The sequence below is a fragment of the Millisia brevis NBRC 105863 genome (assembly GCF_001552615.1).
Taxonomy (GTDB): domain Bacteria; phylum Actinomycetota; class Actinomycetes; order Mycobacteriales; family Mycobacteriaceae; genus Millisia; species Millisia brevis.
Genome location: NZ_BCRN01000016.1, coordinates 1 through 16,191, shown reverse-complemented (window position 1 = coordinate 16,191; position 16,191 = coordinate 1). Strand labels below are relative to the sequence as shown.

Annotated in this window: 13 protein-coding genes; 4 read left to right on the top strand and 9 right to left on the bottom strand. The window is 69.2% G+C overall.

Features of this window, described 5'->3' with window-relative positions; all coding sequences use genetic code 11:
• Positions 1–29: 29 nt before the first annotated feature.
• Together MB1_RS19610 and MB1_RS19605 are read right to left on the bottom strand one after the other, a co-directional pair.
• Positions 30–758: an SDR family NAD(P)-dependent oxidoreductase gene (locus MB1_RS19610; protein ID WP_066911432.1), complete on the bottom strand. Its 729-nt coding sequence runs from the start codon at positions 756–758 to the stop codon at positions 30–32.
• 34 nt (positions 759–792) lie between these two features.
• Positions 793–1,584, bottom strand: a complete 792-nt coding sequence (locus MB1_RS19605; protein ID WP_066911429.1) for an enoyl-CoA hydratase-related protein — start codon at positions 1,582–1,584, stop codon at positions 793–795.
• Positions 1,585–1,741: 157 nt separating this feature from the next.
• On the opposite strand from MB1_RS19605, the gene MB1_RS19600 reads away from it, so the two are divergent.
• From MB1_RS19600 to MB1_RS19590, 3 genes are read left to right on the top strand one after another with little or no spacing between them, the layout of a single operon-like run.
• Positions 1,742–2,920 (top strand): thiolase family protein, encoded by a 1,179-nt coding sequence (locus tag MB1_RS19600; protein ID WP_066911427.1) that lies wholly within the window; start codon positions 1,742–1,744, stop codon positions 2,918–2,920.
• Complete coding sequence (locus MB1_RS19595; protein WP_066911424.1) at positions 2,917–3,801, top strand: 3-hydroxyacyl-CoA dehydrogenase family protein; 885 nt, start codon at positions 2,917–2,919, stop codon at positions 3,799–3,801. The genes MB1_RS19600 and MB1_RS19595 overlap by 4 nt, the downstream gene beginning before the upstream one ends.
• Complete coding sequence (locus tag MB1_RS19590; protein WP_066911421.1) at positions 3,798–4,427, top strand: dienelactone hydrolase family protein; 630 nt, start codon at positions 3,798–3,800, stop codon at positions 4,425–4,427. Before MB1_RS19595 ends, MB1_RS19590 begins: the two co-directional genes overlap by 4 nt.
• A 271-nt stretch (positions 4,428–4,698) precedes the next feature.
• On the opposite strand, the gene MB1_RS19585 is transcribed toward MB1_RS19590, so the two are convergent.
• The 6 genes from MB1_RS19585 to MB1_RS19560 all read right to left on the bottom strand — a co-directional run bounded on the left by MB1_RS19585 (position 4,699) and on the right by MB1_RS19560 (position 14,682).
• Positions 4,699–7,482, bottom strand: a complete 2,784-nt coding sequence (locus MB1_RS19585; protein ID WP_084352243.1) for a cation-translocating P-type ATPase — start codon at positions 7,480–7,482, stop codon at positions 4,699–4,701.
• 143 nt (positions 7,483–7,625) lie between these two features.
• A complete protein-coding gene (locus MB1_RS19580) occupies positions 7,626–8,606 on the bottom strand; it encodes a DUF5996 family protein (protein ID WP_066911419.1) in 981 nt (326 codons plus the stop codon).
• Positions 8,607–8,702: 96 nt separating this feature from the next.
• Positions 8,703–9,854: an acyl-CoA dehydrogenase family protein gene (locus tag MB1_RS19575; RefSeq protein WP_066911417.1), complete on the bottom strand. Its 1,152-nt coding sequence runs from the start codon at positions 9,852–9,854 to the stop codon at positions 8,703–8,705.
• 158 nt (positions 9,855–10,012) lie between these two features.
• On the bottom strand, positions 10,013–12,544 hold the full coding sequence (gene pepN / locus MB1_RS19570; RefSeq protein WP_066911415.1) for an aminopeptidase N: 2,532 nt from the start codon (positions 12,542–12,544) through the stop codon (positions 10,013–10,015).
• 84 nt (positions 12,545–12,628) lie between these two features.
• Positions 12,629–13,504: a 1,4-dihydroxy-2-naphthoate polyprenyltransferase gene (locus tag MB1_RS19565; RefSeq protein ID WP_066911412.1), complete on the bottom strand. Its 876-nt coding sequence runs from the start codon at positions 13,502–13,504 to the stop codon at positions 12,629–12,631.
• Between the two features lie 242 nt (positions 13,505–13,746).
• Positions 13,747–14,682 carry an imine reductase family protein gene (locus MB1_RS19560; RefSeq protein WP_066911407.1) on the bottom strand — a complete coding sequence of 312 codons (936 nt, stop codon included), beginning with the start codon at positions 14,680–14,682 and terminating at the stop codon, positions 13,747–13,749.
• A 96-nt stretch (positions 14,683–14,778) separates the two neighbouring features.
• Here MB1_RS19560 and MB1_RS19555 point away from each other — a divergent pair, with 96 nt between their 5' ends.
• Positions 14,779–15,207 carry a winged helix-turn-helix transcriptional regulator gene (locus MB1_RS19555; RefSeq protein ID WP_084352241.1) on the top strand — a complete coding sequence of 143 codons (429 nt, stop codon included), beginning with the start codon at positions 14,779–14,781 and terminating at the stop codon, positions 15,205–15,207.
• Here MB1_RS19555 and MB1_RS19550 read toward each other — a convergent pair.
• Positions 15,125–16,191: HNH endonuclease signature motif containing protein (locus MB1_RS19550; RefSeq protein ID WP_157084176.1), on the bottom strand; the 1,067-nt coding region annotated here is incomplete at its 5' end. The two genes, MB1_RS19555 and MB1_RS19550, sit on opposite strands and share 83 nt — an antisense overlap.

The following is a 16,191-nucleotide window of genomic DNA, read 5'->3' as shown; positions in this document are numbered from 1 at the left end:
GTCCTGTTCGGTCTCGTCCCGTTCGACCGTCAGCCGGCCATGGTCAGGCCGCCGCTGACGCTGATCACCTGTCCGGTGATGAACGCGGCGGGTTCGGACGCGAAGAAGAGCACCGGCGCGGCGACTTCCTCCGGCCGGGCGAGCCGGCGGAAGGGGATCGCCTTGATCAGCGCGGCCTTGAGGCGTTCGTCCTGCGCCTGGAACAGCGGCGTATCGGTCGGGCCGGGGCAGACGCAGTTGACGGTGATGTTGTGCCGGGCCATCTCGCGGGCGAGCGACTTGGTCAGCGCGATCACGCCGCCCTTGGCGCCGGCGTAGATCGATTCGCCGGAGCTGCCGACGCGGCCGGCGTCCGAGGCGAGGTTGATGACCTGTCCGCCGCCGGCTTCGATGATGCCGGGCAGGAAGGCCGAAGCCATGTGCACCGGGCCGAGGTAGTTGATCGCGACGACCTTCTCGGCGAACTCCGGTGTGGCGTTGAGGAATTGGTCGGTGCGGTCCCACCCGGCGGCGTTGACCAGGATCGTCGGGACGCCGACCTCGGCGACGGTGCGGTCGCGCAGTTCGTCGACGGCGGCGCGGCTGGCGACGTCGACCGGCAGCGCGGTGATCAGCTCGGGGGCTTCCTTGGCGGTCGCCTCGGCGGCCGCGATGTCGAGGTCGGCGGCGATCACCTTGTCGCCGCGGGCGGCCAGGGCCAGGGCGATCGCCTTGCCGATACCCGATCCGGCGCCGGTGACCAGTGCGATGGTGCTCATCAGTGAGTTCCTTTCGAAAGGGGGGAGGGCGGGATCAGGCCTTGACGAACTTGCCGAAGTCGGCGGGGCGCTTCTCGGCGAACGCCTTGGCGCCCTCGATGCCCTCGTCGGACTTGCCGAAGATGTCGAGCGCGGACATCGCCAGGTTGCTCAGGCCGGCCTGGTGATCGGTGTCGGCGTTGAACGACTGCTTGAGGAAGCGCAGCGCGGTCGGGCTCTTCTCGGCGATCTCGGCGGCGAGCGCCTTGGCCTCGGTCAGCAGCTGGTCTGCGGGGACGACGAAGTTGACCAGGCCCCAGCGCTCGGCGGTAGCGGCGTCGTACTTGCGGCAGAGGTACCAGATCTCGCGGGCGCGCTTCTCGCCGACGACGCGGGCGAGGAAGGCGGAGCCGAAGCCGGCGTCGAAGGAGCCGACCCGCGGGCCCGCCTGGCCGAAGGTGGCGGTCTCGGAGGCGATCGTCAGGTCGCAGAGCACGTGCAGGACGTGGCCGCCGCCGATCGCGATGCCGTTGACCGCGGCGATCACCGGCTTCGGGATGTCGCGGATCAGCTTGTGCAGGTAGCCGATCTCGAACATGCCGCTTTCGGTCGGACCGTAGTCGCCGGTCTCGGCGCGCTGCTTGACGTCGCCGCCGGTGCAGAACGCCTTCTCGCCCGCCCCGGTGAGGATGACCGCGGAGACCCGGCTGTCCGCCCACGCGGAGCGGAAGGCCTTGATCAGCTCCTCGACGGTCTGTCCGCGGAAGGCGTTGTAGCGGTGCGGGCGGTTGATCGTGATGATCGCCGCGGGGCCGTCGATCTCGTAGGTGATGTCTTCGAACGTCACTGTTCCTCCAGGTGGGGTCGGTACTCGGACTGCCGGACGAGATGTTTCGAAGCTCTGTTCACGTGAAGTGAATAGTGCTTCACTAGCTATGAACGTAGATTCACCGAGTGCTAGTGTCAAGAGTCACAGGGCACGGATGTGTGGAGGGAGATCACGAATGACCGAGGTGTTCATCGTCGACGGGGCTCGCACCCCGCAGGGCCGATACGGCGGCGCGCTGGCATCCGTCCGCCCCGATGACCTGGCCGCACTGGTGGTCGACGAGGCCGTCGGACGCAGCGGAATCGGCGTCGACTCCGTCGACGAGGTGGTGCTCGGCTGCGTCAACCAGGCCGGCGAGGACAACCGCAATGTCGCGCGCATGGCGGTGCTGCTGTCCGGGCTGCCCGAGACGGTGCCGGCCTATACCGTCAACCGGCTCTGCGCGAGCGGGATGACCGCCCTGGCCACCGCGGCCGGGTCGATCCGCTCCGGCGAGGCGGACGTGGTCGTCGCCGGCGGTGTCGAGTCGATGACCCGCGCGCCGTGGGTGCTCGCCAAGCCCGGAGCCGCCTGGGCCAAGCCCGGCGAGATCTTCGATACCGCGCTGGGGTGGCGGTTCACCAACCCGAAGTTCGGCGCCGAGACCACCCTGTCGATGGGGGAGACCGCCGAGGAGGTCGCCACCCTGATCGGCATCACCCGCGCCGAGAGCGACGCGTTTGCGGTGCGCAGCCAGCAGCGGGCGATCGCCGCGATCGACGCCGGCCGCTTCGAGAAGGAGATCGTCCCGGTGCCGGTCGGCGACGATGTGGTCACCGTCGACGAGGGCCCGCGCCGCGGCTCCGACGAGGCCAAGCTCGCCCGGCTGCGCCCCGCTTTCCGCAAGGACGGCATCGTGACCGCCGCATCGTCGTCGTTCCTGACCGACGGTGCGACCGCCCTGGTGCTCGCGAGCGAGGACGCGGTGCGCCGCCACGGGCTGACCCCGCGCGCCCGCATCGTCGGCTCCGCCTCCGCGGCCCTGGCGCCGAACATCATGGGCCTGGGCCCGGTACCGGCGACCCGCAAGCTGCTCGACCGCGTCGGCTGGAGCCTCGGCGATATCGGCGCGATCGAGCTCAACGAGGCGTTTGCCGCCCAGTCGATCGGCGTGATTCGCCAACTCGACCTCGACGAATCGATCGTCAACGCCGACGGTGGGGCGATCGCGCTCGGCCACCCGTTGGGCGCGTCCGGAGCGCGGATCGTGCTGACCCTGCTGGGTCGGCTGGAGCGCGAGGGTGCGCGGCGCGGCCTCGCGACGTTGTGTGTCGGTGTGGGGCAGGGTGTTTCGATGGTGGTGGAATCGGTATGAGCGCTGGTGACAAGACAGAGCAGAAGGAGAATGCAGTGACGCAGCTTCCGGGACGGGTCGCGGTGGTCGGCGGTGGACGGATGGGGATCGGCATCGCCCATTCGTTTGCCGGCCCGGGATCGACGGTGACCGTCAGCGAGACCGGCGATCTCGACGCCGCGCGCAAGCGCCTCGAGGACAGCCTCACCCGCGCCGCCGAGCGCGGCAAGCTTCCCGACGGGGTCGATGTGGTCGCCGGGCGGGTGACCTTCGTGGGAGCGATCGCCGACCTGCCGTCCGACGTCGAGTTGGTGGTCGAGGCGGTACCCGAGATCCCGGCGCTCAAGCTCGAGGTGCTCGCCGCCGTCGAGGACGTGATCACCGAAGACGCGATCATCGCGACCAATACCAGTTCGCTCTCGCCCACCGAACTGGCTGTTGCCCTGGACAATCCGGCCCGCTTCCTCGGCATGCACTTCTTCAACCCGGTGCCCGCGTCCCAGCTGGTGGAGATCGTGCGCGCCGAGGGGTCGTCCGAATCGGTCGTGAACGAGGTGGTCGGCTGGGTGGAACTGCTCGGCAAGACCCCGATCGTCGTGCGCGACTCGCCGGGATTTGCCACCAGCCGCCTCGGCGTCATGCTCGGATTGGAGGCGATCCGCATGCTCGAGGAGGGTGTCGCCGACGCCGAATCGATCGACCGCGCCATGGAATTGGGCTACCGCCACCCGATGGGGCCACTGCGCTCGACCGACCTGGTGGGCCTGGACATCCGCCTCGCCGTCGCCGACTACCTGCACGGTCGGCTGGGGGAGCGCTTCAACCCGCCGCAGCTGCTGCGCGACAAGGTCGCCGCCGGCGAGGTCGGTCGTAAGGTGGGCAAGGGCTTCTACGACTGGTGACCGTGGCCGCCTCGTACTCGATCGGTACCGCGGATCTCGATGACCCGCGGACGATTGTGATTTGCCCGGACATCCTCGGGGTGACGCCCGCGGTCCGCGCCCTTGCGGACGACCTGCACGGTGCCACCGGGTTGCCGGTGCACGCCGCCCACCTGCTCGGCAGCGGACCCTTCGAGCGAGCGCGGGAGCAGGAGGCCTACTCGAGATTCGTGGACACGATCGGGGTGGTCGAACTGTCCACTCGGCTGGGTCTGTTCATCGATGGCCTCGACGCAGACAAGATCCATTGCGTCGGAATGAGTGTGGGCGCCACGGCGACATGGTTGGTATCCGCTTCCGCGCGGCTATCGAGCGTGCACTGCCTCTACGGCTCGCGGATCCGCGACCATCTCGATGTTCGTCCACGCTGCCCGGCTCGGGTGATCTTCGCCGAGGCCGAGCCGGGCTTCGACCCGCGTACCGTCGTCACCGCCCTGACCGGGCGGTCGAACGTCCGAGCCGAGATTCGGCCGTTCCGCCACGGCTTCTGCAATTCGGACTCCCCGAACTTCGTTGCCGACGCCTACCGAACGGTGGTGGCCGAGATCGCCGAAGACTGTCGAGCAGCTGGACCCGGGCGGCCCTAACCGCTCATCCAGTCGAGGGCGGCGCCGACGACCGCCGGGTCGCGGGTCGCGGCCGGGGGCACGTGGGTGTCGGCGCCGCCGAGCTCGAAGGCGATCGCCGGCCCGTGCGCGTACCGGTGCGGATGGCCGGCCGGGTCGAGATGTCGTAGAGCCGCGCCCCGATCGATGGCGGCTGCAGAGGATCTCTGTGAGCGGGCCGCCGAGGAGCATATGCACTCGGCGATGCTCTCTCGGTCGTCTTCTGCAACGGCCCCGCCCGGCGCAACCCGATTCAGCGGCCCGCGCCCTCACCGCCGAAACGGCGGGCGAACCATTTCTGCAGTTCGGCGGCGAAGAAGATGCCGATCGACAGCAGGATCGTCAGCCCCCACTCGTTCAGCGACAGCGGCACCGTGTGGAACCAGGACTGCATGAACGGCAGGTAGGTGAAGCCGAGTTGCAGCAGGAGCAGGCCGCCGACCGAATACCACACCACCCGATTGCCGACGAAGACCTTCGGGGTGATGCTCGAATTGCGGACGAACCGCGAATTGAACAGGTACACAACCTGACCCAAGACCAGCATCAGCACCGCCGCGGTCTGCGCCTCGGCGAACGAGGCGCCGCGATCCTGCAGGAAGAAGAACACCGCGATCGTCGCCGCCGCGATCAGCAGCGTCACCCAGATGATGCGGTGCAGCATCGGCCCGGTGATGATCGAGTCCTTCGCCGAGCGCGGCGGCCGCGACATGACCCCGGGTTCGGCCGGCTCGTACGCCAACGCCAGCGACAGGGTCAGCGCGGTCACCAGGTTCACCCACAGCACCTGGGTCGGCTGCAGCGGGGGAGTGAAGCCGAAGAGCACCGCGGTCAGCACGATCAGTGCCTGCCCGAACGTCGTCGGCAGGATGAAGATCAGCGACTTCTGAATGTTGTCGTAGATGCGACGCCCCTCGGACACCGCGGCTTCGATCGTCGCGAAGTTGTCGTCGGCCAGCACGATATCGGCGGCGTCCTTGGTCGCCTCGGTCCCGGCGATCCCCATCGCGATACCGGTATCGGCGCGGGTGAGGGCGGGGGCGTCGTTGACGCCGTCGCCGGTCATCGCGACCACCTGGTCCTTCTTCTGCAGGGCGCGCACGATCCGCAGCTTGTGCTCGGGGCTGGTGCGGGCGAAGACATCGACGTCGGGGGCGATGTCGATCAGCTCGGCGTCCTTCATCTCCTGCAGTTCGGCGCCGGTGACCACCACCGGCTCGTCGCCCTTCGGGATGCCGAGTTCCTTGCTGATCGACGCCGCCGTCGCGGCGTGGTCGCCGGTGATCATGGTGACCCGGATACCGGCGCGCTTCGAATCCGCGATCGCCCGGATCGCTTCCTCGCGCGGCGGATCGACGATGCCCACGATGCCCAGGAAGATCAGATCCGCGACGTCGTCGACGTCGATCTGCGATTCGCCGTTGACGGCCTCGGAATCGGGGGCGGCGTCCGCCGGAGCGTAGGCGGCCGCGAGCACCCGCAGCCCCTGCGAGGCGAGGTCTTCGATCCGCGCCTCCCACCGGTCGACGTCGATCTCCTCGGTCGAGCCGTCCGCGCCGGCCTGCCGGGTGCTGCGTTCGAGCAGCCGGTCCGGCGCGCCCTTGACCAGCAGGCGCACGTCACCGTCCGGGGCGCGGTCGAGGACCGCCATGAACTTGTTGGCCGAATCGAAGGGCAACTCGGCCAATCGTTCGTGCTCGCCGAAGTCGGCGTCGAACTTGTGGCCCAACACGATCAGGCTGCCCTCGGTCGGGGTGCCGACCACCGACCAGGTGCCGTCCTCCTCGCGCACGCCCGCGTCGTTGCACAACACCATCGCCGACACCAATTCCGTCAGCTCCGGGTGCTCCGCGGCGTGTGCGACCTCGTCACCGCCGGCGACGGTGATCCGCCCCTCCGGTTCGTAGCCGGCCCCGTCGACGTCGTATCGACCCGTCGGAGTGACGACGGAGCGCACCGTCATCTCGTTGAGGGTCAGCGTGCCGGTCTTGTCCGAGCAGATCGTGGTGACCTGGCCGAGGGTTTCCACGGCGGTCAGCTTGCGGGTGATCGCCCGGCGCTTCGCCATCTGTTGGACGCCGAGCGCCAGGGTGATCGTCACGATCGCCGGCAGCCCCTCGGGAACGGCCGCGACGGCGAAGGTGATCGCCGCATCGATCAGTTCCTGCGGGTCGTCGTCGTGAACGAGCCTGCCGTAGAGCATCATCGCCGCTGCGATACCCAGGATCGCGCCGGCGATGCGGGTGCCGATACGCCCGAGCTGCCGGGTCAGCGGGGTGCCGAGATCCTCGACATCGCTGATCATCGACTGGATCCGGCCGATCTCGGTATTCGATCCGGTGCCGGTGACCACCGCGGTGGCGTTACCGGTGGCGACGACGGTGCCCGAGAACGCCATACCGTGCCGGTCGCCGACAACCGCATCCGCAGAAGCAGTTTCGAGGTCCTTCATCGCCGGCACCGATTCGCCGGTCAGAGCGGATTCGTCGATCTGCAATTGGCTGGCCGAGAGCAGCCGCACATCGGCGGGAACCTTGTCCCCGGGCGAAATACGCACGACATCACCGGGAACCAGTTCGTCGGAAGCGACATCCGACCATTCACCATCACGTCTGGCGCGCGCCTCGAGCGATAGCAGATTCCGGATTCCGGCCAGGGCGCGTTCGGCCTGGCCCTCCTGGATGAAGCCGATCGCCGCGGTGCCGACCGCGACGGCCAGGATGACCCAGAAGTCGATCCAGTCCTGGTAGATCGCCTTGAGGACCGCCGCGACCAGCAGGATGTAGATCAGAACATCGTTGAAGTGCTTGATGAACCGGACGATGACGTGCGACTGCTTCGCCTCGGGCAGCTTGTTCGGCCCGTATTCGTCCAGGCGACGCTGCGCGTCGTCACTGGTCAGTCCGTCCTCGGATACCTGCAATGCCCGAAGGACCCGATCGGGTTCCGCCGCGTGGGGCGCGTCCAGGACGGATTCGTCCGGATGGGTGGTGTCCGGATCGGTCTCGTTGCGCTGCGCGGTGTCGACGTCGCTCATCCGCCCTCGATTCGTCTCGTTACCTCCAGCTTGCCAGTTTTGTCCGGATTCGCGACTCGGAGACAGGCGCACCCGCCCGGTCCGGTCACCTGCCCGCGGCCCGTGCGGAGAGCGAAACTATATGAGGCGAAGGGTCTTCGGAATCAGAGCGTCGGCGGTCGGGTCGATCCGCCGTGTGCGCCATCGAACAATTCCGAGTCGAGGCGGCGGGGGTTGATGTCCAATCGAGGACGGTCCCAGCCGCCGAGGTCGGCGCCCAGGGCGTACGTCTCGTTCAGGAAGGTCAGCAGGGTCTGCTGCGGATCGGCGCTCGTGCGTACCTGCTCGTACGGCAGGATCCATTCGCCGAGGACCGGGTCGAAGCTGCCGACCGACACCTTCCCGGTGTCGTAACCCTGCGGGGCGGGGGAGAGGTAGGCGTAGAAGCTGCCCTCGGCGCTGCCGCCCGGCCAGAAACCGGCGGCGGCGTTGACCTGGCTTTCCGCCTCCTGCATCACCCACCCGGGACAGTTGGGCGGATTGCCCCCGTGATGTGGCGGCGCCGGTTGGCCGTTGAACCGGGTGGCGGTGAGGTCCATCGACCCCCAGAACACCATCGCCGGGCTCGCCATCCCGCCGAATCCCGCTCGCCAATAGGACATCACCCGCTCGGCGGCGAGCACCTGTCGCCACCAGGTACGCGCGGCGTCGGCGTCGTAACTCGCGTCCGCGGTGTCCTCGGCGAACGGGATGGCCGGCGAGACTTCGTTGGGTCGTGCGTAGATGGCGACGTCGAGCTTCAGCGAGGTCAACGCCCGCATCGTAGCGGCGTAGAAGTCGGCCACCGACTGCGGTTCCAGAGCGACGGTCGCTTCGCCGCCGCTGTCGGTGCGGAAGACCAACCGATCGGCGAGGAAGTCGAATTCGGCGTCGAACCTGCCGTCCGGACTCAGCATGAGCCCGGTGCGCAGGCCCCGGGCGGTCACGGTGTACGACGCATTCCACCAGTGGTTGACCAGAAAGCTCGACATCAACTGCACCTTGCCGACGATCTGCAACCACATGTGCAGGGTGCGCCGGGTCGGTTGCCAGCTGTCCACGGCCAGTTGCGGCCAGATATCGGTCGACGACGCGCTCGATGTCATGCATCCCCCTGCATGAGATTCGGCCCCCGAAGGTTCGACCCGGGGTCGCGCTCAGCATAGCCGCGCCACCCCGGTCCGAACCTGCGCCGCGAGAATCTAGAGGAAGGCGCTGATCCCGGTCTCCGCGCGGCCGATCAGCAGCTTCTGGATCTGGCTGGTGCCCTCGTACAGGGTCATCACGCGCGCATCGCGCATGTACTTCGCGACCGGGTACTCGTCGACGTAGCCGTAGCCGCCGAAGATCTGGATCGCGTTGTTCGCCGCGCGCACGGCGGCCTCGCTGCAGAAGTACTTCGCCTTGGATGCCTCGGTGCCGAAGGGCCGGCCCCGCTCGATGAGATCGGCTGCGCGCCAGGCGAGCAGCCGCCCGGCGTCCGCGTCGACGGAGATCTGCGCGATCATGTCCTGGACCAGCTGGTACGACGCGATCGGGCGGTCGAACTGCTTGCGGTCGCGGGCGTACTCGACCGACGCCTCCAGGCAGCCCTGGATGATGCCGACGCAACCGGCGGCCACCGAGACGCGACCCTTGTCGAGCGAGTGCATCGCGATCGAGAAGCCCTGCCCCTCCTCGCCGAGCCGGCTGCTCGCCGGGACTCGCATATCGGTGAAGTAGAGCTCCGCGGTCGCCTGGCCGCGCAGGCCGAGCTTGCCGTGGATCTCGCGGGACTCGAAGCCCGGCGTATCGGTCGGCACCAGGAACGCGGAAACCCCCTTGGGGCCCGGGCCGCCGGTGCGGGCGAAGACCAGGCAGAGGTTCGCCCAGGTGCCGTTGGTGATGAAGATCTTCGACCCGTTGATGATGTAGTCGTCGCCGTCACGGACCGCGCGCGTCTTCAAATGGCCGGGGTCCGAACCGTTGTCGGGTTCGGTGAGCCCGAAACAGGCGAGCACCTCACCGGTGGAGATGCCGGGCAGCCACCGGTGCTTCTGCTCCTCGGTGCCGTGCGACAGGATCACCTTGCCGACCAGGCCCATCGACACCGACACGATCCCGCGGATCGCCGAGTCGGCGCGTCCGAGTTCCTCCATGCCGATGCAGTAGGTGATGTAGTCGCCGCCGAGGCCGCCGTACTCCTCGGGGATGGTCAGCCCGAAGAAGCCGATCTCGCCGAGCTTCGGAATGATCGCGGTGTCGACGGACTCGGCGCGGTCCCAATCCCGCCGGTGGGGGATGACCTCCTTGTCCAGGAAATCGCGCGCGAGGTCGCGAAAGCTCTGCTGATCCTGCGTCAATGCGAGATCCATGATGTGGTCCCTCCGGGGCGAGTGAACGAGTGCTCACTTATGATGAATACTCATTCACTTCGGCGATGTCAAGGAAAGTCCGCAGATCGGTGCCGGTTCGGGCAGGGTCGGACCGCGCCGCCGCCCGGGATCACGGCGGCGGCGCGCGGCGGTTGTGGCTACCGGCCGGCGGTGCGGGCGGCGATCGAACGCCGGTGGTGGTCGCGCTGCTCGTTCACCAGGCGCAGCAGCGCGCGGGGAGCGTCGGGGTGGGCGGCGAGCCAGGCGTCGACGTCATCGGTCGACCCGGTCCGCGGGTAGAGCCCGATCACCAGGCGCTGGGCGATCTCGATGCTGCGCTGGAACCAGAAGCGTTCCAGCAGCTCGAAGTAGGGGGCCCGATAGGGCTCGAGCAACTCGGCGGAGGGGCCGGCGCGCAGCCCGCGGATCGTGGCGTCGACCTCGTCGTTGGTCGAATCATCCGACTCGGTGAGGCTGCGCCAGAACCGCGCGACCCCGTCCGGGTCGGGATAGGCGGCGGTCGCCGACAGGTATCCGATGCGCCCGGCGGAGGTCCCGTCCGCGGCCAATTCGCGCTCGAGGTCGGCCGGGTCGGCGTGATCGTGTGCGGCGAGCGCCAGCCACAACGTCCAGCGCAGCGGCGGGTCGAGCGGAACTCCCGGCACCTCGAGATCCTCGGCGAGCAGGGCGGCGATGCGTTCGACGTCCCCGGCGTCGCGCGCCGCCGCGGCCGCGTAGGCGCGGAACCAGATCAGCTGCTCGTCGCTGCCCTCGTCGAGGTCGTTGGCGGCGGCAAAGGTCGCGGCCAGCCAGCGGGCGCGCAGGGTGTCGCGGTCGGCGTCGGGGGCGAACCGTTCGATCGCATACGCGGTGTTGTCGACGATCGCGCTGAGCAGTCCGGAGTGGGATTCCTTGGGCCCGAAGCGCATCGCCAGGTCCGCGTAGTCGCGCGCCGGCAGCGCCGCCTCGCGGGTCATCTCCCACAGCGACGACCAGATCACCGCGCGGGCCAGCGGGTCCTCCACCCGATCGAGGGAGGTGCGGACGGTCTCGAGGGAGCGCTCGTCGAGGTCGGCGACCGCGTAGGTGTGATCGGTGTCGTTGGGCAACATGATCGCCGGGGTGCGCGCCGGCAGCGTCGGCACCTCGAACTTGGTCTTCGCCTTGGTCAGGCGGGTTTCGGTGCGCCACTGGGTGCGGAAGGTGCCGCCGGCATCGGGGCACAGCCGGGCGATCGTCATGCGCTGCGGGCGCACCGGATCCTGGGTGACGACGATGGCCGAGGGCCCCGACGGGCGCGCGCCGAGGGTGGTCACCCCGGTGGTGCGCAGCCAGGCGTTCGCCCACTCGCCGAGCGGGCGCCACGACATCCGGCTGACCTCGTGCAGCAGATCGTCGAGGGTGGTGTTGCCGTAGGCGTGCTTGACGAAGTACTCGCGGCAGCCGGCGATGAACGAATCGCGCCCGGCGTACTCGACCAACTGCTTGAGCACCGAGGCGCCCTTGGCGTAGGTGATGCCGTCGAAGTTGAGCTTCGCCGCCTCGATGTCCTCGACGTCGGCGGAGATCGGATGGGTGGTCGGCAGCTTGTCCTGCTGGTAGGCCCACGCCTTGCGGCGGATCGCGAAACTGACCCAGGCCTCGGTGAATTCGGTGACCTCCGCGCAGGCGAGGGTGCCCATGTAGTCGGCGAACGACTCCTTGAGCCACAGCTCGTTCCACCAGCGCATCGTCACCAGATCGCCGAACCACATGTGGGCCATCTCGTGCAGGATCGTCGTCGCCCGCCGTTCCCGCTGCGCCCGGCTCGCCCGACCCCGGTAGATGTAGCTTTCGGTGAACGTCACGCAGCCGGGGTTCTCCATCGCCCCGAGGTTGTACTCGGGCACGAAGACCTGGTCGTACTTGCCGAAGGGGTACTCGTAGTCGAACAGGTCGTGGAAGAAGTCCAGGCCGGCGCGGGTGATGGTGAAGATCTCGTCGGCGTCGAGGTACTTCGCCAGTGAGGCGCGGCAGTAGACGCCCAGCGGGATGCTCAGATCGCCGCGCCGGTAGCCCTCCTGCACGCGGTAGTACGGTCCGGCGACCACCGCGGTGATGTACGTCGAGATCGGCTTGGTCGCCGCGAAGTACGAGGACGTCGCGGTGGCGTCCTGGTCGATCCGGTCGAGCGACCCGTTCGACAGGACCACCCAATCCGACGGGGCGCGCACCACGAATTCGAACGTCCCCTTGATGTCGGGCTGCTCGAAGCACGGGTACAGCCGGCGCGCGTCGGCCGGTTCGAACTGGGTGTACAGGTAGGTTTCGCCGTCGGCCGGGTCGACCATCCGGTGCAGGCCCTCGCCGCTGCGGCTGTAGCGGCCGCGGGCGTGCACGACGACCTCGTTGCGCGCGCCCGGCGTGAGGCCCGGTAGCAGCAGTCGGGCGCCGTCGTAGCGGACCGCCTGCGGGGCGCCGTCGATGTGGACCGCGTCGATGGCGGCCCCGAGGAAGTCCAACCAGACGACGTCCGCGGGCCGCGGTGCGACGTCGAAGCTGATCGTGGCGACGACGGGGAACTCGGCGATCGACGGGTCGACCGAGCCGGTGACGTCGAGTTCGATGCGGTAGCGGACCGCGCCGATCGTGTCCGCTCGCTTCGCGGTCTCCGAACGTCGAAGATTCGCGCTCGACCCCGACATCGCCATCCCCCACGTCTCTCCGGGCACGGCCCTGTCGTCGTGCTCACCCGTCGCGGTCGGTACCCCCACCGTCCGCGACTGCCGAAGAGCCTATGCCGCCACGGCGAGCGCGATCGCAGTCACCACCGCCCAGAGCAGCATCGCCAGGCCGGTATCGCGCAGCGCGGGGATCAGCGCGGGGCCGGTTTCGCCGTCCCAGAGCGGCTTGTGGGCGCGCACGGCCGGTAGGACGGCGACCACCGCGAGCAGCGCCCACGGGGTGCGCGCGATCAACGCCAGCGAGGCAAGGAACGGCACCAGCAGCAGGCCCGCATGTGCCATCCGGGTGGCCCGATCGCCGAGCGCGACCGCGAGGGTGCGTTTGCCGACGACGGCGTCGGTGGTGATGTCGCGCAGATTGTTGGTCACCAGGACCGCCGACGAGAACGACCCCATCGCGATCGCGCAGGCCAGGCCGACCCAGTCGACGCGCTCCGCCTGCACGAACTGGGTGCCCAGCACCGCGACCAGGCCGAAGAAGACGAAGACCGCGATCTCTCCGAACCCCGCGTAGCCGTACGGCTTGGGGCCACCGGTGTACAGCCAGGCCCCGGCGACGCAGACCAGCCCGACCAGCACGAGCCACCACGCCGTCATGACCGCCAGCGCGATGCCCGCCAGCCCGGCGATACCCAGGGCGATGAACGCTGCGGTCCGCACCTGGCCGGGCGCCGCGAGCCCCGAACCGACCAACCGCATCGGGCCGACCCGGTCGTCGTCGGTGCCGCGGATGCCGTCGGAGTAGTCGTTGGCGTAGTTGACGCCGACGATCAGTGCCAGCGAGACGACCAACGCGAGCGCCGCGGGCAGGGGTCGGAAGGAGCCGAGCGAGGCGGCGGCGCCACTGCCGGCAATAACCGGGGCGATGGCATTGGGAAAGGTACGGGGACGGGCACCTTCAAACCATTGAGCGGGCGTAGCGGTCATGGGGTTCATCCTGCCCCGGGGCACATACCGCTGTGTGAGGTGTAGCGCCTACAACATGTCCGCCGGTTGGCTGATCGACTGTTATCGCAGGTCGTGTCCTTTCAGGGTAGCCGCGCGGATGCTCAACCGTGTCGGCTCCTCGAGTCCTTGTCCGCTCGTGACGATCGAACGGGTCCAACCCGCCGCGCCCAAACAATGGCGTAACGAGAGTGGCGACGCCATTGTTTGGTGGTTGTTCGGGTTTATCGGGGGTCGGCCGGGAGCCGGCGCAGCCCCTCCATCACACAGTCCCAGTCGGTGTCCGGCGACCAGCGCTGCAGGGCGGATCGCGACGCATCGCGGACAACGGCGGGCAGTACGTCCGGAACGCGGGACTCCGCGCTGGCGGCGGTGATCTTCTCGAGGAATGCCAGGCACATGTCCAGGCGCGCCTCCCCGCCGTCGTAGGTGCGTCCGGTGATCGCCGCACTCAGGTCGGGCAGTGACGCGCCGAGGGTGGCGGTGATACTCGTGGCGAACGGCAGGTACCGCTCCGGTGGGATGCCGTGGGCCTCGGCGAGCGCGGCGGAATGCAGGAATCCGTACATGCCGACGAAGTAGAGGTCGAGCATCGCCAGGTCGAGCACCGGCGGGATCGCGTGGTCGTCGCCCGTCCACTCGGCGGCGCCACCGAACGCCGCGACGATCGGTTCGACCACCGGCCGCGCGGCCGGGGCGCCCGCGTACAGGACGAGGCAGTCCGGTGTGCCGACCATCGGGGTGGGCACCATGATCGCCCCGGTGACGTAGGTCAGGCCGAGCTGTTGGGCGTGGTCGGCCGACTCGCGGGCCTCGCGCGGGGTGCCGGTGGACAGGTTGACCACCGGCACTCGCGTTCCGCGCGCCGCCAGGGCATCGATGAGCGGTCGGGCGGCGGCGTGGTCGCGCACGCAGATCGCCACGAGATCGACCTCGCCCGGATCCGCCGGGTCCGTGATCGGCGCGGCGGCGGATAGTCCGAGCGCGGCGAGATCCTTGGGGGAGCGGTTCCACACGTGGACGGGGTGTCCGGCCGCCCTCGCGGCGCGGGCCAGTGCGGCGCCCATCGGCCCGAGACCGAGGACGGCGATGGTCGGCGCGGTAGACGCGGTTGGCGAGGTGGTGGAGCGGGTCGGGGAGGGTGAATCCGGTGCGGTCATGGATCGACCGTCGCAGCCCGAGCGGGCGGGCAACAGTACGCACTTTCAGGTGGGTATCACCCGCTCCGTGTCGGTCCGGTTTGTCACACTTCGACCATGGCCGCACCCGATGCCGATGTGATCGCCCCGCCGCACCCTTCGGACGAGACCTCGCAGGTCTGCGGCGTCAACGTGGCGTTCGGGGTGGTCGGCGGTAAATGGAAGCCCACCATCCTGTGGTTGCTGTCCACCGGCCGGCGCCGCTTCGCCGAGCTGCGCCGCGGTATGCCCGGCATCTCCGAGAAGGTCCTCGCCCAACCGCTCAGCGACCTGCAACGCGACGGCCTGGTCGATCGACGGCAGTACCCCGGCTACCCCCTGCACGTCGAGTACCTCCTGACCGACGACGGCCGACGTCTCGAGGCCGCGCTCGACGCCGTGGCGGCCTGGGGAGACGCCTACGTCAAAACGGCGGCGGGTGGGCGGCGTCGTACCGATCTCTCACGCGGTGGTGTGCCGCGGCGCGGGTATGGCGCTGTCGGATGACCTTGGTGTGTGCGGGTGTGATGTTGCGTGCGCGTGGTGGGCGTAGTTCGGTGAACAGGTCGCGGCCGGTGAAGGCGTTGCCGAGGAAGGTGTGTCCGGTCGGGGTGGTGAAGAAGATGTGGCCGAGCGGGGTTTGGTAGTCGCGCCAGCCGGGGGTGAAGGTCTTGATGCGGTGGTGGGGGCGGCAGAGGGGTTTGAGGTTGGTGGGGGTGGTGGCACCGCCGGTGGCGTACGGGGTGGTGTGGTCGAGGTCGGTGCGGTGGACCGGTGTGGTGCAGCCGGGGAAGGTGCAGCACAGTTCGGCGGCGGTGGCCAGGGCGCGCACGGAGCGGCTGGGAACGTATCTGTTGCTGCCGGGAGCGGGTGCCGCCGGCGGTGTGGCCGGCGGTTCGGGAGTGCCCGGGCGGAGGGCGCCGGGTGGTGAGCCGGGTGGCAGGGCCGGTGTGTGGGGTGTGTGGATGTAGCTGCGGGTGGCTTCGGCGATCAGTTCGCGGGCGACGGCGGGGTCGATGACGCCGTGGCCGTCGAGGTAGGCGGGGGAGTTGTTCGCGCCGAGCAGGGTGGCGAGCGAGACGATGATGTGGAAGGTCGGCTTCGGGGCTGTCGGTGATGCGGGGCGCGGGGTGGAGGACCGCCCGTCAGCAGTGCTCCGCCCCTCGGCGCAGTCGGCAGGGCCGGACCGGGAGATGGGCCTCTCGGCAGCCGAGGGCGCGGCGGTTGACGGAGTGCAGTCGGGGCATTGGCAGGTCAGGGCCGGTTCGTCGTGGGCCAGGGCGATCAACGCGTCCGCGCGGCGCTGGGCAACGGTTCGGCCGTCGTCGCGGTGGACGGCGGCAGCCATGGCGTCGATGCGGGCGTTGAGTGCGGCGGCGCGGTCGGCGGGCAGGGTGCCGGTGATGCGGGATTGGCCGGGGATCGAGCGGTCGGGGCGGATCACGACATGCCGGTCGTGGTCCCCGCGCTCGCGGTGCAACCGGGCCGCCC